17 protein-coding genes are annotated in these 15,543 nt (G+C 55.3%); 9 read left to right on the top strand and 8 right to left on the bottom strand.

The window, feature by feature from the left end; translation table 11 throughout:
- Positions 1-231: 231 nt before the first annotated feature.
- The 7 genes from JQR86_RS20585 to JQR86_RS20555 all read right to left on the bottom strand — a co-directional run bounded on the left by JQR86_RS20585 (position 232) and on the right by JQR86_RS20555 (position 7,353).
- Complete coding sequence (locus JQR86_RS20585; RefSeq protein ID WP_010799056.1) at positions 232-564, bottom strand: Na+/H+ antiporter subunit G; 333 nt, start codon at positions 562-564, stop codon at positions 232-234.
- 8 nt (positions 565-572) lie between these two features.
- The gene (locus JQR86_RS20580) at positions 573-842 is read right to left on the bottom strand and encodes a K+/H+ antiporter subunit F (protein WP_010799055.1); all 270 of its coding nucleotides are present in this window, start codon (positions 840-842) and stop codon (positions 573-575) included.
- Positions 836-1,324, bottom strand: coding sequence for a Na+/H+ antiporter subunit E (locus JQR86_RS20575; protein ID WP_010799054.1), 489 nt, complete (start codon positions 1,322-1,324; stop codon positions 836-838). The genes JQR86_RS20580 and JQR86_RS20575 overlap by 7 nt, the downstream gene beginning before the upstream one ends.
- Complete coding sequence (locus JQR86_RS20570) at positions 1,321-2,823, bottom strand: monovalent cation/H+ antiporter subunit D (RefSeq protein ID WP_434155352.1); 1,503 nt, start codon at positions 2,821-2,823, stop codon at positions 1,321-1,323. The genes JQR86_RS20575 and JQR86_RS20570 overlap by 4 nt, the downstream gene beginning before the upstream one ends.
- Positions 2,820-3,143, bottom strand: coding sequence for a Na+/H+ antiporter subunit C (locus JQR86_RS20565; RefSeq protein ID WP_010799052.1), 324 nt, complete (start codon positions 3,141-3,143; stop codon positions 2,820-2,822). Before JQR86_RS20565 ends, JQR86_RS20570 begins: the two co-directional genes overlap by 4 nt.
- Positions 3,143-5,941, bottom strand: coding sequence for a monovalent cation/H+ antiporter subunit A (locus JQR86_RS20560; protein ID WP_434155351.1), 2,799 nt, complete (start codon positions 5,939-5,941; stop codon positions 3,143-3,145). The genes JQR86_RS20565 and JQR86_RS20560 overlap by 1 nt, the downstream gene beginning before the upstream one ends.
- A 1,220-nt stretch (positions 5,942-7,161) precedes the next feature.
- On the bottom strand, positions 7,162-7,353 hold the full coding sequence (locus JQR86_RS20555; protein WP_010799048.1) for a hypothetical protein: 192 nt from the start codon (positions 7,351-7,353) through the stop codon (positions 7,162-7,164).
- 295 nt (positions 7,354-7,648) lie between these two features.
- On the opposite strand from JQR86_RS20555, the gene JQR86_RS20550 reads away from it, so the two are divergent.
- The gene (locus JQR86_RS20550) at positions 7,649-7,798 is read left to right on the top strand and encodes a hypothetical protein (protein ID WP_010799047.1); all 150 of its coding nucleotides are present in this window, start codon (positions 7,649-7,651) and stop codon (positions 7,796-7,798) included.
- Positions 7,799-7,815: 17 nt separating this feature from the next.
- Here JQR86_RS20550 and JQR86_RS20545 read toward each other — a convergent pair whose 3' ends face one another.
- Positions 7,816-8,229, bottom strand: a complete 414-nt coding sequence (locus JQR86_RS20545; protein WP_407363756.1) for a hypothetical protein — start codon at positions 8,227-8,229, stop codon at positions 7,816-7,818.
- A 273-nt stretch (positions 8,230-8,502) separates the two neighbouring features.
- Here JQR86_RS20545 and JQR86_RS20540 point away from each other — a divergent pair, with 273 nt between their 5' ends.
- The 8 genes from JQR86_RS20540 to JQR86_RS20505 all read left to right on the top strand — a co-directional run bounded on the left by JQR86_RS20540 (position 8,503) and on the right by JQR86_RS20505 (position 15,503).
- Complete coding sequence (locus JQR86_RS20540; protein ID WP_434155350.1) at positions 8,503-8,751, top strand: hypothetical protein; 249 nt, start codon at positions 8,503-8,505, stop codon at positions 8,749-8,751.
- Positions 8,752-9,404: 653 nt separating this feature from the next.
- Positions 9,405-10,703, top strand: coding sequence for an NAD(P)/FAD-dependent oxidoreductase (locus tag JQR86_RS20535; RefSeq protein ID WP_434155349.1), 1,299 nt, complete (start codon positions 9,405-9,407; stop codon positions 10,701-10,703).
- 29 nt (positions 10,704-10,732) lie between these two features.
- Positions 10,733-11,098, top strand: coding sequence for a cupin domain-containing protein (locus JQR86_RS20530; protein WP_074826021.1), 366 nt, complete (start codon positions 10,733-10,735; stop codon positions 11,096-11,098).
- 25 nt (positions 11,099-11,123) lie between these two features.
- Positions 11,124-11,789, top strand: coding sequence for a helix-turn-helix transcriptional regulator (locus tag JQR86_RS20525; protein WP_407363752.1), 666 nt, complete (start codon positions 11,124-11,126; stop codon positions 11,787-11,789).
- Positions 11,790-11,880: 91 nt separating this feature from the next.
- Positions 11,881-12,720, top strand: a complete 840-nt coding sequence (locus JQR86_RS20520; RefSeq protein ID WP_407363750.1) for a MoaF C-terminal domain-containing protein — start codon at positions 11,881-11,883, stop codon at positions 12,718-12,720.
- Complete coding sequence (locus JQR86_RS20515) at positions 12,713-13,498, top strand: SDR family NAD(P)-dependent oxidoreductase (protein ID WP_074826026.1); 786 nt, start codon at positions 12,713-12,715, stop codon at positions 13,496-13,498. The genes JQR86_RS20520 and JQR86_RS20515 overlap by 8 nt, the downstream gene beginning before the upstream one ends.
- Before the next feature lie 87 nt (positions 13,499-13,585).
- The gene (locus JQR86_RS20510; protein WP_407364011.1) at positions 13,586-14,386 is read left to right on the top strand and encodes an SDR family oxidoreductase; all 801 of its coding nucleotides are present in this window, start codon (positions 13,586-13,588) and stop codon (positions 14,384-14,386) included.
- Between the two features lie 112 nt (positions 14,387-14,498).
- The gene (locus tag JQR86_RS20505) at positions 14,499-15,503 is read left to right on the top strand and encodes a helix-turn-helix domain-containing protein (protein WP_019366250.1); all 1,005 of its coding nucleotides are present in this window, start codon (positions 14,499-14,501) and stop codon (positions 15,501-15,503) included.
- Positions 15,504-15,543 lie beyond the last annotated feature (40 nt).

Below are 15,543 nucleotides of genomic sequence, written 5' to 3'. Positions count from 1 at the left end.
GAGTCGTTCACTAAACCATCGACGATATACGGTCCAGCCCTGCGACGTTCTGGCTCTTCGTGACAACGGTAGGTCTATAGCGCGACGGGCAAAGCATGAGCGCGGCGGCCAGCTGCGGAGTCATGACCCGCTCTGCTGCGCTTCCCAGCCGCCTTGCAAGGCTATCGGTAGAATTCAACGGAAGACAGGCGCACGTTCAATCGGTCTGCAGACGCCGCACCTTACATAGGTTCAAGGCTGCCAGGGTTCGCCTTTGGTCTTTTCGGTGCGTTTCAATCGCTGTTGCATTGCGCTTTTACACAGGATTTGAGCGCTGACGGGCGCGGTAATGAACAAAAACAGGGGAATCAGCAATTCATGCAGGCTCAGGCCATCGTGCTGGGTCGTGAAATACAGCATGGATGCAATGACGGTACTGCCTACGCCTAACGTGGTGGCCTTGGTTGGGCCATGCAGCCGGGTAAAGAAATCAGGCAGCCGTAACAGCCCAATCGAGCCAATCAACGTAAATACGCTACCCACCAGGAGGAGCACACAAACGATACCTTCAAGCCATGGGTTCATATGTCTCCTTACTCAATGATGTCGCCACGGGTAATGAATTTGGCCAGTACAACCGTGCTGATAAACCCCATTAACGCAATGATCAGCGCCGCTTCGAAGAACAGGTTTGAGTCCAGCCACAGGCCAAACAGTACAATCAATGCAATCGCGTTGATGTTAAGGGTGTCCAGCGCCAGGATTCGATCGGACTGATGTGGCCCTCGTACCAGCCGGATAAACGCCAGCAGCACGGCAATGGTACATAGAGCCAGGCAAATAGGAATCACAATGGTCAGCATGGAAATATCTCCATCAGCGGCTGCTCGTAACGCGTCTTGATACTTCTAATCAGCTGCGCGGGATCTTCTTCGTTGAGTGCATGAACCAGAATGAGGGAATGATCTTCATTGAGTTCAGCCGATACGGTTCCAGGCGTCAGCGAGATGATACTCATGAGCAGGGTAAGGCCAAGGTCATCCCGAATATCCACAGGTACCTCGACAAAGATGGGATTGAGCCGCCGTGTCGGCCCCAAGACCAGTACAGCTACCTGAATGTTAGCGACGAGTGCGTCCCTGGTAACTCTAAGAAGCAACTTAACTGTCAGCCAGCCGTGTTGGGGCCGCGCGTTCTCGAACCACATTCGAGTACATAACCGTGGAATAGCCCAGCCCAGGAAAAGACCCATAATCCAGCTTCCCAGACTGATACTGTTGACCAATAGCAACCAGAGCACTACCAGAACTGCGCTTAACCATGGATGCGGAAACAGTCGGCTCATCGGCTACCCTCCTGTAATACAGCACTGGCGTAAGCCGCTGGAGACATGATTTGTTGCGCAGCCTGGTCAAGGTAAAGCGTCAGCGGTTTTGCGACGACTACCAGCACGACACTGGCGGACATCAGCGTTATCACGGCTAACAGGCGCCAGCCATTTGCCCTCTCCTGCCCGGCGATGTCCTCACCGCCTCGCCAGAACACCGTACTGCCCGCCCGGCTTAATGCAATGACGAGGCCGAGACTGGAGATCAGCAATACCGGCCAGAGCCAGCGCGCCTCCGAAAGTGGTGCAAACTTCAGGATCAGCAGTTTGCCAAAAAATCCTGAAAACGGCGGCAGGCCCGCCATGGACACCGCCCCGATGAAAAACAGGCTGCCCAGAAGCATGGGCTGTCGCAGGGTAGGCCCTTTCTCCAGTCGGGCCCCGGTTTCCCCTCGCTGCCTGGCGACCATATCACTGAGCAGGAAGAGCCCTCCGGTAATCCATGTGGTATGAATCAAGTAGAACAGACAAGCCGAGATCGATTCCACACGTCCCAGCGACATGCCAGCCAACAGCAGCCCCACCGATACCAGCACCAAATAAGCCACCAGTTCCTGAAGTTGGCGCGCCGCCAGGGCACCAATGGACCCCAGGGCAAGGGTCAGCAAGGCCAGAGGCCACAGCAAGGGTTGCGCCAGATGGGATAATGCTCCGGCGTCAGGGCCGAACAGCAGCGCATAGATACGCAAAATCGAATATACACCGACCTTTGTCATCACGGCGAACAATGCAGCGACCGGAGCCGTTGCCCCTGCGTAGGCACGTGGTAGCCAGAAGTACAGAGGTAGCAGGGCCGCCTTGAGTGCAAAGACTAACAGTAGCAGGAGCCCGGCGGCTGCAATCAGCGGGGCATCGTCCGGCCCTACCTGTGCAATGCGTTCAGACAGATGTGCCATGTTCAGGGTGCCTAGCAGCCCATACAGCACGCCTACGGCCACCAGAAACAACGACGAGCCCAGGAGATTAAGCAGTATGTAGTGCAGGCCCGCACTTGTGCGCTCCTTGCCACCGCCGTGCAACAGCAGTGCGTAGGAGGCGATCAGCAGGATTTCGAAGAAGACATACAGATTGAACAGGTCGCCGGTAAGAAAGGCACCATTCAGGCCGGCTACCTGAAACTGGAATAACGCATGAAAATTAGGGCCGCGAGCATCGTCGCCCTGGCAGGCATAGAGTATGGCACCACTTGCCAGAACCGATGTAATCAGCACCATAACCGCACTCAGCCGATCCAGCACCAGCAGAATGCCAAAGGGAGCCGACCAGTTACCGAGGGTGTAGGTTACGATTTCATCGCGGGCAGCAACAGTGATCAGCCACGCTGACAGCGGGATCAGCAGAAGGGTAGCCAACGCTGAAAAGTACCGTTTGTTTTGCGATGTCATACTATTGAACAGTAACAGGGCCGCCCCGCTGAAAAGCGGCAGTAGAATCGGCAGGATGATCACATGACTCATTGTTCCTCTCCGTCCACGTGATCATTTCCAAGTTCGCAAACCGCACGGATGGACAGCACTAGCACGAATGCTGTCATCGCAAAGCTGATGACGATGGCAGTCAGCACCAGCGCTTGGGGCAAGGGGTCAGCATAGGTCTGGCTTTGACCAATGATGGGGGCAGCACCGGTCGACAAGCGCCCCATGGCAAAAAGAAAAAGATTCACAGAATAAGTGATCAGGGTCATTCCCAGTACGACCGGGAACGTACGTCCACGTAGCATCAGATAAACACCGCTCGCTGTCAGCACACCCAAGGTGATGGCAAATAACAGTTCCATCAGGACACGCCCTCCTCTTGCGGTCGGCCGCTTGAGGCCAAATGCGCCAGTGTCAGCAACGAGGAGCCTACAACGGTTAGGTAGACGCCCAGATCAAACAGCGTCGCGCTGGCCAGTTCGACGTCACCGATCACTGGAATATGCAGGTGCGTGAACCCAGAGGTCAGGAAGGGCTTGCCAAACAACCATGCGACCAGCCCTGTCGCCCCGGCCAGCAAAATGCCGCTGCCTGCCAGGCGGCGATAATCGAGAGGCAAGCGTGCAGTCGTCCAACGAAGCCCACTGGCAATGTACTGCAGGATCAACGCTGCCGTTGTGATCAGGCCAGCTATAAAGCCGCCACCGGGCAACTGATGGCCACGCAGAAATATAAAGACGGAAACCAGCAGGGCCAGCGGTAGTAGGAGCTTGGCCATAACCTTGAGCATCAGAGGGTGCCGATCACGTATCCAGGGGTACCCACCCAGCCCCCGCTCGGGAAGTTTAGGGTTTAGCCCGTCCAGCATGGCGTAGACGGCGATGCCGGTAATGGCCAGTACGCTGATTTCGCCCAGCGTATCGAACCCCCGAAAGTCCACTAGAATCACATTGACGACGTTACTGCCGCCGCCTTCCGGTACGCTCCGGTCCAGGAAGAACTGCGCAATGCTCTCGTAGGGCCGCGTCAGTACCGCATAGGCCAGCAAAGAAACCAATCCCCCGCATCCCACCGCCAGTAGGCCGTCCCGTCCTCTTCGTAGTGCGGAGGATTCACGCGGTGTATGCCAGGGCAGGAAGAACAGTGCCAGTACCAGCAGGACCGTGGTGACAACCTCAACCGACAACTGAGTCAATGCCAGATCAGGCGCCGAGAACCGGGCAAACAGCAGAGACACCATCAATCCGGCTACACTGCTAAAGACGATGGCTTGCAACCGCCGACGGTGGAACAGGACGACTGAAATCGAGGCGGCCATAAGAATCACCAGCCCTGCCGAGGTAACCGGGTCGAGTGGAGTCATCGCCACCGGCCCCGTCACTACCTCGAGATCCCACAAGGCACTCCCGGTTACGAGCAGTACGCCTATCAGCATAAGCGTCATGTATCGTTGTAGCGAGCCGTTCTCTACACGTTCGGTAAACAGGACGGTCAGCCGGACCAGACACTGGATTGCGCCCTCGAACACATCCCGCGCTTCGGCATCAGGAAGTTGGTTATACAGGCGAAACAGGGGACGCTGCATTCCAAAGTAAAGCAGTACGCCACCGCCCAGCGCAATGAGGCTCATGACAAGAGGCAGATTGAACCCATGCCAGAGGGCCAGACTGTATTCGGGTAACGGTCCGCCTAATGAAACCCGTGCCGCCAGCGCAAGTAGATCGCCTACGGTCTGCTCAGGCATCAGACCTACCAGGACACACAGCAAGACGAGGATATTGACCGGCGCGCGCATCCAGAACGGCGGTTCATGGGGTGGAAAGTGAGGCATTGCCGAGGGATCAGGCGTCTTGTCCAGAAACGCCTGATGAATGAAGCGTACGGAATATGCCATGGTGAGCAGATTGGCAATGGTGGAGACGACGGGAATGACCCAGTTGAACGGGCCCAGCAACCCTTGCTCCAGGGTCTCACTCAAAAACATTTCCTTGCTCAGGAAACCGTTGAGTAACGGCACTCCTGCCATCGACAACGACGCGACGATCGCAAGCAATGCCGTATGCGGCATGTAACGGTAGAGCCCTCCCAGCCGACGCAGGTCACGCGTACCCGTCTCATGATCGATGATCCCGGCCGCCATGAACAGTGAGGCCTTGAACGTCGCATGGTTGATGGTGTGGAAGATGGCAGCTACCGAACTCATGTCGGTATCCAGCCCGAACAGCAAGGTGATAAGGCCCAGATGGCTGATGGTAGAATAGGCCAATAGCCCTTTAAGGTCTTGCTGAAAGAAGGCCATGGCTGACCCGAGCACCAGGGTAACCAACCCGGTAAGGCTGACGATATAGAACCATTCATCTGTACCTGAAATAGCCGGATACAGGCGTGCCATGAGATAAATGCCAGCCTTAACCATGGTGGCTGAGTGCAGATAGGCTGAAACAGGCGTGGGCGCTGCCATCGCGTGAGGAAGCCAGAAGTGGAACGGAAACTGGGCAGACTTGGTAAAGGCACCTAGCAGAATCAGCACCAGCATCAGCGGATAGAGAGGATGTTCGACGATACGTGAGCCGGAAACCAGGATGTGGCTCAGCTCGAAGCTGCCTGCAATGTGCCCCAGCAACAGTATGCCTGCCAACAGGGCAAGCCCCCCGCCTGAAGTAATCGTCAGGGCCATTCGCGCCCCGCGCCGCGAGTCGGAGCGATGGGACCAGAAACCGATTAGCAGAAACGAGGAAAGACTGGTGATTTCCCAGAAGACGAGCATCAGCAGCACGTTTTCGGAAAGAACGACCCCCAGCATGGCTGCCATGAATAACAGCAGGTAGCTGTAGAATCGTCCAATGGCCTCCTCAGACGATAGGTAGTATCGCGCGTAGAGAATGACCAGAAGGCCGATCCCCAGAATCAGCAAGGCAAAAAGAAAACTCAGCCCGTCCAGACGAAGGCTCAGGTTGAAGCTCAGGTTTTCCAGCCATGTGTACGAAACAGTGATGGCGGCTCCCTCTGCCAACCTGGAGCGCAAATTCAACAGGATGAAGAAGGCAATCGCCGCGGGTATCGAGGCCGCAATGGCAGGCAGGCGTCGACCGCCCCGATCAAACACTACAGGTAACAGGCTGCCAAGCAGCGGCAGTACGACAATCAGCACCAGCATCATACGGCGCGCCTGCTCATCACAATGTAAACAATCATGGAATGCCTTCCGACTCCCCTATTCCAGATACAGGCTCGACTCCAACGAGCTCATTAGGGGGTGGGACAAGCGACCGTCGCGTTAGTGCGCTGCATAATGGCATTCAGACAGGCACATGATTGATGACAAGACGTTAACAATAGCCATCAGGCGATTGATACCCTTATCCGCTCCCGGGGGATCGTTCGTTACGATGGAGCTGTGTGCCTGCATCAACATCGTCCAGGCTCCAGCGAAAGCACTCTATGCTTAATCACGCCTGCGCCGAAAACGCATGCAATGATCAATCAGTGGCTAAGAGAAGAAGGCGTTCGGGCTTGAGCTGTTGAAGACCCAGTGTGTTTGAGCCTGCCGGTAACTGCCTGATAAGCCCTTCGTAACAATCCTGTTACGCCATGGTGACAGTGCTGGGTCAATGCGTAACGAAATCAGGAACAGCATCGGAACACCAAAACAGGCCAAACCTTCAAATCACTGATTAATAAGGATTTTTTAAAGTTGGCACGGCACCTGCTTTATTCTTGGTATAACAAGAACAACAAATAAAACAGATCACTTCAAAACAACAAAAACAAGATTGAAAGTGGCGAAGCGAACTGATCATTTTAGAACTTGTGAAGTGTCTAAAGTAATCCGTTCACTTAAAGACAACATAATGCATCCGAAGCATCCAGGGGTTGCTTAGGGCCATACAAGAAAAACAAAAGGCATCGTGCAGCATGGTTGAAAGGGAGCTTAGGCTCCCTTTGTGCTATTTGCAGTATCGTTCAGTCAATGAATAGTTCTGAGCACGTTGCCGGTTATCCAGCGCTAGGCAACCTGATGGAACGAAATCAATCCAGGCGGGTATAGATGTAGAGTGCGGAAATTGTTAACGCAAAAAGCATCGTTACAACGCTGAGGGTGCCAGACAGTGTAAGCGCCGAAACCCTGCTTATCAGTCCCAGCCAGTCTGCTACTATCAATCCTGTGGCCATGCACACCAAAAGAGCAACTACTCGCGCCAGCATCACATCACCTGCGTTTTGCTATTTGACCATTAAGGAGCATTGCGAGATGGCACGCAATGCTGGCATATAAGTGTCAAATTGCCTCCACAAGTTCACCAAGTCACAGACCGCTTGTCGACCTGATTGCAGTTAAGTGCACACACCTGTGACGGACTTCTCTTTTGTTGAACAGCCTTATCGCTGATGCCGTCCCCGACGCCATGATTCACCCACCAGAATGACCAGATAAATCGCCCATGCACTCAGCAGGACGAATACGTCTCGAGAGGACCAGTGAAGGGGATTGAAACCTTCTCGTACACCTTGAACCCCATAGAGAATCAACGCAACGACAACCGCGCTACGACAAAGCCGCGCAAACGTCATGACTGGCTCCTTAAAAAAATCTCTGAACCCCGTGACTATAAAGTTTTCATCAGACCCCATACAGTACACGAGACGTTAAAAGCAGCGACTGGCCCTGTCACCCAGTCCCAGCCAGAGCACGCTACCCACACATTCAGGTAACCATTTTTGATTTAACGCCTGTCAATCCTTGCAGCGCCGTTTCGTCCTTGCTTGCGAATCACTTGACGACCCACTGAAAAGGCGTACGGCTTAGAGTAAAATGACTACGTAATGTAAAAGCAGATCCTGATAATGATCACGGAGGATAACCGCAATGCTGTTTGCTCTGGGTACATTACTCTGCCTGAGCGGTGCAGGTTGCCTGGCATTCGACCCGCTGGACCCTATGCTTCAGCTTGAAGGATTAGCGTTGATAGGATTGGCGCTATTGATTGTTCGTGAGGGCATACTCGAACTTAACTGAGGTATCGCCCGTAGTTGTCACGATACCTTGCCCGCCTCGCTCCGGCACATCTGATCCACCAGCTCCCGTGGATACTCGTTGAGTTCCAACTCATCACAAATGTAAGCCAATACGCTGAGACCATCCTGCTCCAGCAATCGGACCGCTGAGAGTTCACCGCATCGATAGTCATAACAGGCCCAGCTGCCTGGGTGTTTCTGACAAAGCAGAAAAGCTCGCGAGACATTTATCTCCTGCGAAACCAGCAGAGCCTGCAGCGCGGCAGTATCAACCTCACCTGTGGATTCAGACGCTTCTGAGCCGGAACTGCGCACAACCATAATTGCGTCTTGCTCAAACCTGAAGACTTCGATGTCCGACTGAGCGGTGCGACTGTAAAGGGTCGGCTGGTCCGGATTCTCGGGCTTCAATGGCGCAGGCTGGATACTCATGGGTGGGCTCATATAAGGGATAGGCATGTCATTGCAGCACTTTGATCAAGCGCACCTGGGTAGCCGCGTGGAAAAGGCTGATCCATATCAACGAACTCTGGCATTTCCGTATCCAGACTGTACGCCGTGCTTTGCAGCCAGCCAATAATCTATTTACATTTTTTTCACGAAATTTTCACGATGTGATCATGTCTAGCGATAAGGTCTGCCTGTTGTATCAGGGAGCAGTTTGGGTTCGGGTGGTGAAGTGAACTGAAAGGGAGCAAACAAGGTATGAGTCACTTTATTAGCAATACGTACGAGCTTTTAAAGGAGCCGGCCGGCCGGCTGATACTGGAGTGCCTGCAAAGCGTTGAAAGCTATGGTCGCTCCTGGCGCCTCGATAAAGGCTCGGTGTATGGAAATCGCCTGTCGACCCTGTTTTCTGCAAGCAAACCAGACGGCCAGGGCCGTGATTGGTTGATGGTCGTTGCCGTGGAAACCCCGACGTGCGACTGGACGGTTAGCTACCAGCTCTTTTAACGCTATTTTGCCCGAACGCAGGCCGATTCCCTGATACGCGACGCGTACCACCCTTTCGGTTGCCTGTCTTGCTTTGTCTATTACCCAATAGTGGCTGAAAAAGAAAGCTCTTTTATGGGCTGGTATTATCAAGCAAATTACAATAAGGCTTGGAGATGTGTTTGTGCAGGAGGCCTAACGGCGACGTTTCTTAAACGGCTTGCAGCTAACTAGGGGGTGCCTGGCGTCTGAGCGGTACTCCCAGCGCCTTTTGAGGGAACGGGCCGTAAACCTCACCGATGCGTATCGATTCATCAGGACGATCCGTCTGCTGCGCTCCAGCCTCGCACGCATAATGTACCTGCAAACGCTACCCCTCCCCCTTTCGCCTGATTAAACCCGTAGCCTCCACATAAGTGATGCCTGCTTGGTATGGCGGCTCGGCAGTAAGACGCAAAACGGTACGTCACGCTACACATTAGTAGATGAGCCCGCTGCACAACATCACGTCGTTGCGGACGATTTGGATGCTGTCAAGGCGGGTCGGCAGCGAGGATCAAGTCCCATGGCAGCCAGGAACAATTCTTGCCACCCGAACGCTGCATTAATAGAGGCATGAGCTTGCTAGCGTGGCTCAAACGGTCACTTTTATTTTCGTTCGTCCAGGCAGCCCCATGATTACAATAGAAACGCCTACCTATTACACCGCTACCAAGAAATACAATTTGAGCTTCCCAACGCTCGATGCGGACATCGAAGCCGACGTCGTTGTGATCGGAGGCGGCTTTTCAGGAATCAATACCGCTCTTGAGCTAGCCGAGAAAGGCATCACCAATATCGTGGTGCTCGAAGGTCGTTACCTGGGCTTTGGCGGCACGGGCCGTAATGGCGGACAGATCATGGCGGGTATTGGTCATGACCTGGACAAGATAAAGAACCAGGTAGGTGAAGACGGCCTCAAGACTATTTTCGAGATCAGTGACAAAGGCGCTGACATCATCAAGGGCCGGATTCAGAAATACGATATCGATGCGGACTTCCATCATGGCTATGGCTACATGGGCTTTAACGCACGCCAGGAAAAGACACTACGCACCTGGGAGAAAGAGTTCAAATCACTGAACTCCGGCCACGAGATTGCCTTGCTGACAGGCTCGGAAGTCCGCCGCATCATTGGATCGGAAGCCTACACCAGCGCCCTGTTGCACATGGGCGGCGGTCATGTTCATTCACTTAACCTGCTATTGGGCGAGGCCAAGGCGCTAGCCAGCTATGGCGTCAAGATCTTCGAGCACAGCCCTGCCCTTGCCGTTGAGTATGGTGAGCGGATCACTGTGCGCACCGGGCAGGGCTCTGTCAGGGCAAGCAAGCTGCTTTGGGCATGCGACAGCTTCCTCAACAAGCTGGAGCCGGAACTCCATACCAAAACGATCAACACCTATGCGTTCCAGATCATGACCGAGCCGCTCTCGGATGAGTTGATCGAACGCATCAGCCCAATCCGTGGGGCCTACAGCGATATCCGCCCGGTCATTGACTATTACCGCGTTACGGCCGAGAACCGGTTGCTATTTGGCGCTGCTACGCCTTATCTCGACTATATCCCCAAAGACCTGAAGGCCTGGAACCGCAATCTGATGCTCAAGATCTTCCCATACCTCAAGGACGTGAAGATCGATCTGGCCTGGGGTGGCCCGATGGCATGCGGTGCCAATCTATTCCCCCAGATCGGCACCTTGTCCGGCCGGCCCAATGCGTTCTACGTACAGGGCTATTCAGGCTTCGGCGTAACGCCAAGCCACATTATTTGCAAGGTTCTGTCTGAGGGCATGAGCGAGGGTTCTGCCCGCTACGACCTGATCAGCTCGGTTCGCCATAGCAACATCATAGGCAAGGACCATTTCCGCCCGGTTATCTGCAGCCTGGGCAAGATCATGCATCAGAGCGCCGGCTACATGACAGGCCGCCGCTGATATTTCCCCTTAACGAAAAGGACCATTTCATGTCGTTATTCACTGTTAAACAAGGCACCGCACTGACCGATCTTGAAGCCTGGGGCACCGTAGCGGATCTGGGTTCGGAAATCCTGGAAGGCGACGGCAAGTGCTTTGGCAAGATGACCTTTGGTGCGCCGACCGATCCGGTCAGCTCTGCTTATTTTGGTACCACTAAAAGCAAGTTCCGAATGGTGTACCCGTTCAATGAGCAGGCAACGGTTGTTTATGGTGAGGTCATCCTGACTGACGAATCCACGGGCAAAAGTACCCATTACAAGACCGGAGACAGCTGGTCTGTCACCAAGGGCACACCTGTCCTGTGGGAAGTCGTCAGTGATGGGTTTGTCAAACACTACCTCGCGGCTGCATAAATCAGAGCCCAGGCAGACCTTCGTCATGATGCCGGCCACTGAAGGCAAACAGCGATGCCTACAGGCGGTAACGCGAATCGTACCGGCTTCCTCTGCCGTGCTCTATCAGGTAAATCAGCAGCTTGAGGCTCACCACTACGAGCTGCTGACTATGACGCCTCAGGTACATCAGTGCTACCTGGACGTCTACCGCGAATTTGATCCGCTGCGGCCCATCTGCTGTCACGAACTGGGATTGGCAGTCGTTCCCCTCAGCGTGGCAGCGACTCGGCAAGAAGCACATCGCTCGCGCCGATACGCCACCTTTCTCGATACCTACTCCATTTGCGATGTCATCGAAATCCTGACCTATCAGGCCGGACGGCCGGCATTTGGTATCTCGCTTCTGCGCACACGGGCACTAGGCGCATTTACAGCCGAAGAGATAGAGCGGCTGACAGGCCTGCAAAGTCTACTGGAGCTTACGCTGCCGTTGGCCTTCATCCATGAACCTGGCGAGACAGCCCGCCTGACCGGCCTGACGCCTCGAGAGCAGGACATTGCGTTGGCACTCAAGGATGGCCTGAGCAACAAGGCGCTGGCGCGGCATCTGGATATGGGACTACCGACCGTTAAAACGCACCTGAATAACCTGTATCGCAAGTTCAACGTCACGAACCGCACTGAATTGATCCGGTACCTGTTTCTGTGAGCGTTCTCCTGACGACCTCAACCATCTGGTTGATACCGGGCGCCAGGCCGCTGGTGGATGATGACCTGACCTATCAAACGGAGTGTATGACATGACCCAACAACAGGACTGGATCACCGTAGGCGCACTGTCCGATGGCTTCAACCTCGACAACTACACATTGCCTGTCTCGAACGACCTCAACGGCAGGACGCTAGTGCTCGACGGCCCGTCCGGCGAATCCATTACCTACCGCTTCAGCCAAAATGCGGTTGGCTGGTCCTCAGCAGACCACTCGATATCTCACGAGGCGGCCTCTCGTGTCACTTCCATCCGAGAAGGGATCTACCTGATCGACTTCCTTCAGCAGACCGACACCTCCACTGCCTCGATCAGCCTCGTGCTGGACGTGAAGCAAGGCGTTTTCACGCGGGTCTACGGGCAGCTCCCAACGCAGGATGATCAGCGCAGCGATCTGTTCAGGTGTGCCTTGTCGGGCCAGGATCTGACGCCAGTCTCGGCGCAGTTCACTCATGGAACGATACAGGGCCTTTATTCAGGTACATCACCGTCGGAAGCGAATCACCCACATCAGCCGACCCACGAACTGGTCGGCATCCGCAACTGCTACGCCTACAGTCCTCATGAGGTTTATGAACACATCTATCTCAACGAAAACCTCTACAGCTGGCATTGCCTGAGTGGCGTTGAACGTGGGCTGGCCGATACGGACCGCTGCCATTATTTCAAGCTGGAGAACGAGCTCTATCTGTTCGTATGGCGGGAAAAGATCATTCCTACGCTCGGGCTGGTGCTGATCGACCTGAAGCAACACCGCAGCGACGGAAAGATTTGCGGCCATACGGGTGATGATCTAGGGCAGTGGTCGAACTTCCCGGTTGGCTCATTCAGCAGAATCCTCAACACAACCGAGTACCCAGGCCATGAATGAGGTGAAAACCTACGTAATCACCGGGGCCGGTAGCGGTATCGGTGAGGCGTGCGCCTATCGCCTTGCCGATGAAGGCGCCCAGCTTGTACTCATTGGTCGCCGTCGGGAACCGCTGGAGGAGGTAGCCGCTCGTACAGGTGGGCTGGTACTGACGGGTAATGCGGCCAGCAGTGCGGATTGGGAGACGTTCATCCCTCGGATCATCGAGCGCTTCGGCAGAATCGATGGCCTTGTGGCGTCAGCGGGCGGTCTGGGCCAGGGCACTGCACTCGAGACCAGCGATACCCGATGGCAGCAAGCAATGCAAAGCAATCTGGACACCGCTTTCTACAGCGTCAGGGCGTGCCTGCCCTCATTGATCGAGCGACGGGGCGCTGTCGTGCTGCTAGGCTCAATCGCCTCGCTGGCCGCAGGAGGGGGAGTTTGCAGCTATACCACCGCCAAACATGCCTTGATCGGCTTGACCCGCTCACTCGCCAAGGATTATGGCCCTGCCGGCGTCCGCGTCAATGCGGTCTGCCCAGGTTGGGTGAAAACGCCGATGGCCGACGAAGAGATGCAGCCGCTGATGCAGCATTACGGCGAAAGTCTTGAGGCGGCGTATAGCCGGGTAACCCGCGATGTCCCTCTTCGCCGCCCCGCCACATCAGCGGAGATCGCTGAAGTCTGCCGGTTTCTGCTTTCTCCTGAAGCCTCGATCATCACAGGCGCTTCAATCGTGGCGGACGGTGGATCCAGCATCGTCGATGTGCCCACGCTTGCCTACGAGCACCTGTAAGGCCAGCCACGCCAGCGCAACAGCCAACGTAAACACAGGCCCAGTGGCGGGCCTACTTTCATTCGACATAACCGCAGGAGCAGGATGATGCAGGATCAGACATCAGCAGGATCGATACACGACTTTACCGGCAAGGTCGTTCTCGTCACCGGGGGCGGCCAAGGCATCGGGCGAGGAATTGTCGAGCACTTTGCCGGAGCTGGCGCACAGGTCGTCATTGCCGACCTCAATGCGGAGAACGCAGCAGCGGTCGCGCAGGGATTGCAAAAGGAGGGAAGACACGTGACCGCCCATCCGGTAGACCTGGCCGAGCGCGATCAGATCAGGACACTCATGGAAACCGTCAAGCAAACCTGCGGCCGGCTGGATGCCCTGGTACACAACGCCGGCTACTTTCCACTAACTCCATTCGCCGATATTACACCTGAAGTGCTGGAACGTACCCTGGCCGTCAATCTGTCATCCCTGTTCTGGCTGACGCAGCAGGCATTGCCACTGTTCCGGCTACAGGGCAAGGGATGTGTACTGGTTACGTCTTCTGTGACAGGCCCTCGAGTGGCTTATCCCGGACTCTGTCATTACGCGGCGGCCAAGGCTGGCGTGAACGGATTCATTCGTAATGCCGCCCTGGAACTGGCACCTTATAACGTTCGGGTGAATGGCGTCGAGCCGGGGATGATCCAGACACCTGCCATGGACAACTTGGGCGACAGCGACGTCACCCGACAGATCAGGGCCAGTATCCCGCTCGGGCGTCTTGGTCAGCCGTCCGACATTGCCAGTGCCATGCTGTTTCTGGCCTCAGAGGCCGCCTCGTTCATTACAGGGCAGACCCTAGTCGTTGACGGTGGCATGACGCTGCCTGAATCCAAGATGGCCCTGGTGTGAACGCGCTACCAAATAGCCATTTTTGGCACATCTACATCTGGATGGTACGTTGAGGAACAGAACTTGCCTCAGTACGCAGGAAAGGCCTTTAACGAGCAGAAAGGTTTCCAAAATGCACCAAGACATCAAGGCTGCGTTACCGGTAAAGGCTCGAATGCATCACACCCATACTCAGGACGTATCGGAGCACTCCCACGCCATGACAGGCTGGGCATTGCATTATGACCAGGTCTCGTCCGGACGCTTCGAGGGCGAACTGATCGATATCCAGCTGGACTGGATGCATCTGACCCGCGATCGGTGCAATCAGGCATTGCGCAAGAACGGCTCGGCATGGCCAGGTGCGATTGCATTCAGCCTGCCCCTCAACGAAGCGTGCGAGCTTCATTGCGCCGGACACTCGTTGAGAGAAGCCAGCCTGTTGGTCGCCCGCGGCGCTCACCTGCCAGAGTTGCAGACGCCTGCCAATCTCGACCTGCTATGCATCACCGTTGCAGAGGCCGAGCTGCTTCCCATACTAGAGCAGCAACAGAGCCCGTTCACACTTGACGACTTGCCGAAGTGTTACCGTCTCCGCCCCCATCAGCGCTACAGCGAGTTCGTCAGGTTGCTTGACGACATCGCAAATACGCAAAGCCAGAGTCAAGGCCTCTTGAAGCACGAGGCTATCCGAAACGGTATCCGGGAAACCGTTCTGTTGCACCTTCTGGATCTGCTCGATGCTGGCGAAGAGGTTCCGGCACTGACTCCCACAGCCCGCAAGCGGATGGTAGACCGAGCCCGCGAGTATGCGCTTTCGTGTCAGGAAACGCCGCCTTCGATTTTGGAACTCTGTAACCGCATCGGCGCCAGCCGACGCAAACTGCAGTACTGTTTTCAGGAGGCATTGGGCGTCAACCCGACCACTTATCTGCGTACGCTGCGCCTGAATGCGGCGCACCGTGCGCTTTGTCACAGTGACGGCACGGTTTCGGTGCAGGACGTAGCAGCCCAATGGGGCTTTTGGCACTTGAGCCGCTTTGCCAACGACTACGCTAAATTGTTTGGCGAAAAACCATCCGCCACTTTACGCCGTGTTCGTGAAGACTATATGACCAGTTTTGCCAAATCCGGATAACAACCCTCGCTTGACCTCCCCCACTCTAAGAAAAAACAAA

The sequence above is a fragment of the Pseudomonas sp. JZ134 genome (assembly GCF_051027695.1).
In the GTDB taxonomy this organism is placed as follows: Bacteria; Pseudomonadota; Gammaproteobacteria; order Pseudomonadales; family Pseudomonadaceae; genus Chryseomonas; species Chryseomonas luteola.
Note: the sequence above shows the minus strand (reverse complement) of the source record. Positions and strands in the feature narration are given on the sequence as shown.

What these genes read in the sequence shown, in the direction of transcription:
- JQR86_RS20575 (WP_010799054.1), bottom strand. Translation starts at nt 1,324, where the DNA reads ATGAGCCGACTGTTTCCGCATCCATGGTTAAGCGCAGTTCTGGTAGTG.
- JQR86_RS20515 (WP_074826026.1), top strand. Translation starts at nt 12,713, where the DNA reads ATGAATGAGGTGAAAACCTACGTAATCACCGGGGCCGGTAGCGGTATC.
- JQR86_RS20510 (WP_407364011.1), top strand. Translation starts at nt 13,586, where the DNA reads ATGCAGGATCAGACATCAGCAGGATCGATACACGACTTTACCGGCAAG.
- JQR86_RS20520 (WP_407363750.1), top strand. Translation starts at nt 11,881, where the DNA reads ATGACCCAACAACAGGACTGGATCACCGTAGGCGCACTGTCCGATGGC.
- JQR86_RS20540 (WP_434155350.1), top strand. Translation starts at nt 8,503, where the DNA reads ATGAGTCACTTTATTAGCAATACGTACGAGCTTTTAAAGGAGCCGGCC.
- JQR86_RS20570 (WP_434155352.1), bottom strand. Translation starts at nt 2,823, where the DNA reads ATGAGTCATGTGATCATCCTGCCGATTCTACTGCCGCTTTTCAGCGGG.
- JQR86_RS20585 (WP_010799056.1), bottom strand. Translation starts at nt 564, where the DNA reads ATGAACCCATGGCTTGAAGGTATCGTTTGTGTGCTCCTCCTGGTGGGT.
- JQR86_RS20550 (WP_010799047.1), top strand. Translation starts at nt 7,649, where the DNA reads ATGCTGTTTGCTCTGGGTACATTACTCTGCCTGAGCGGTGCAGGTTGC.
- JQR86_RS20505 (WP_019366250.1), top strand. Translation starts at nt 14,499, where the DNA reads ATGCACCAAGACATCAAGGCTGCGTTACCGGTAAAGGCTCGAATGCAT.
- JQR86_RS20525 (WP_407363752.1), top strand. Translation starts at nt 11,124, where the DNA reads ATGATGCCGGCCACTGAAGGCAAACAGCGATGCCTACAGGCGGTAACG.
- JQR86_RS20530 (WP_074826021.1), top strand. Translation starts at nt 10,733, where the DNA reads ATGTCGTTATTCACTGTTAAACAAGGCACCGCACTGACCGATCTTGAA.
- JQR86_RS20535 (WP_434155349.1), top strand. Translation starts at nt 9,405, where the DNA reads ATGATTACAATAGAAACGCCTACCTATTACACCGCTACCAAGAAATAC.
- JQR86_RS20580 (WP_010799055.1), bottom strand. Translation starts at nt 842, where the DNA reads ATGCTGACCATTGTGATTCCTATTTGCCTGGCTCTATGTACCATTGCC.
- JQR86_RS20565 (WP_010799052.1), bottom strand. Translation starts at nt 3,143, where the DNA reads ATGGAACTGTTATTTGCCATCACCTTGGGTGTGCTGACAGCGAGCGGT.
- JQR86_RS20555 (WP_010799048.1), bottom strand. Translation starts at nt 7,353, where the DNA reads ATGACGTTTGCGCGGCTTTGTCGTAGCGCGGTTGTCGTTGCGTTGATT.
- JQR86_RS20560 (WP_434155351.1), bottom strand. Translation starts at nt 5,941, where the DNA reads ATGATGCTGGTGCTGATTGTCGTACTGCCGCTGCTTGGCAGCCTGTTA.
- JQR86_RS20545 (WP_407363756.1), bottom strand. Translation starts at nt 8,229, where the DNA reads ATGAGTATCCAGCCTGCGCCATTGAAGCCCGAGAATCCGGACCAGCCG.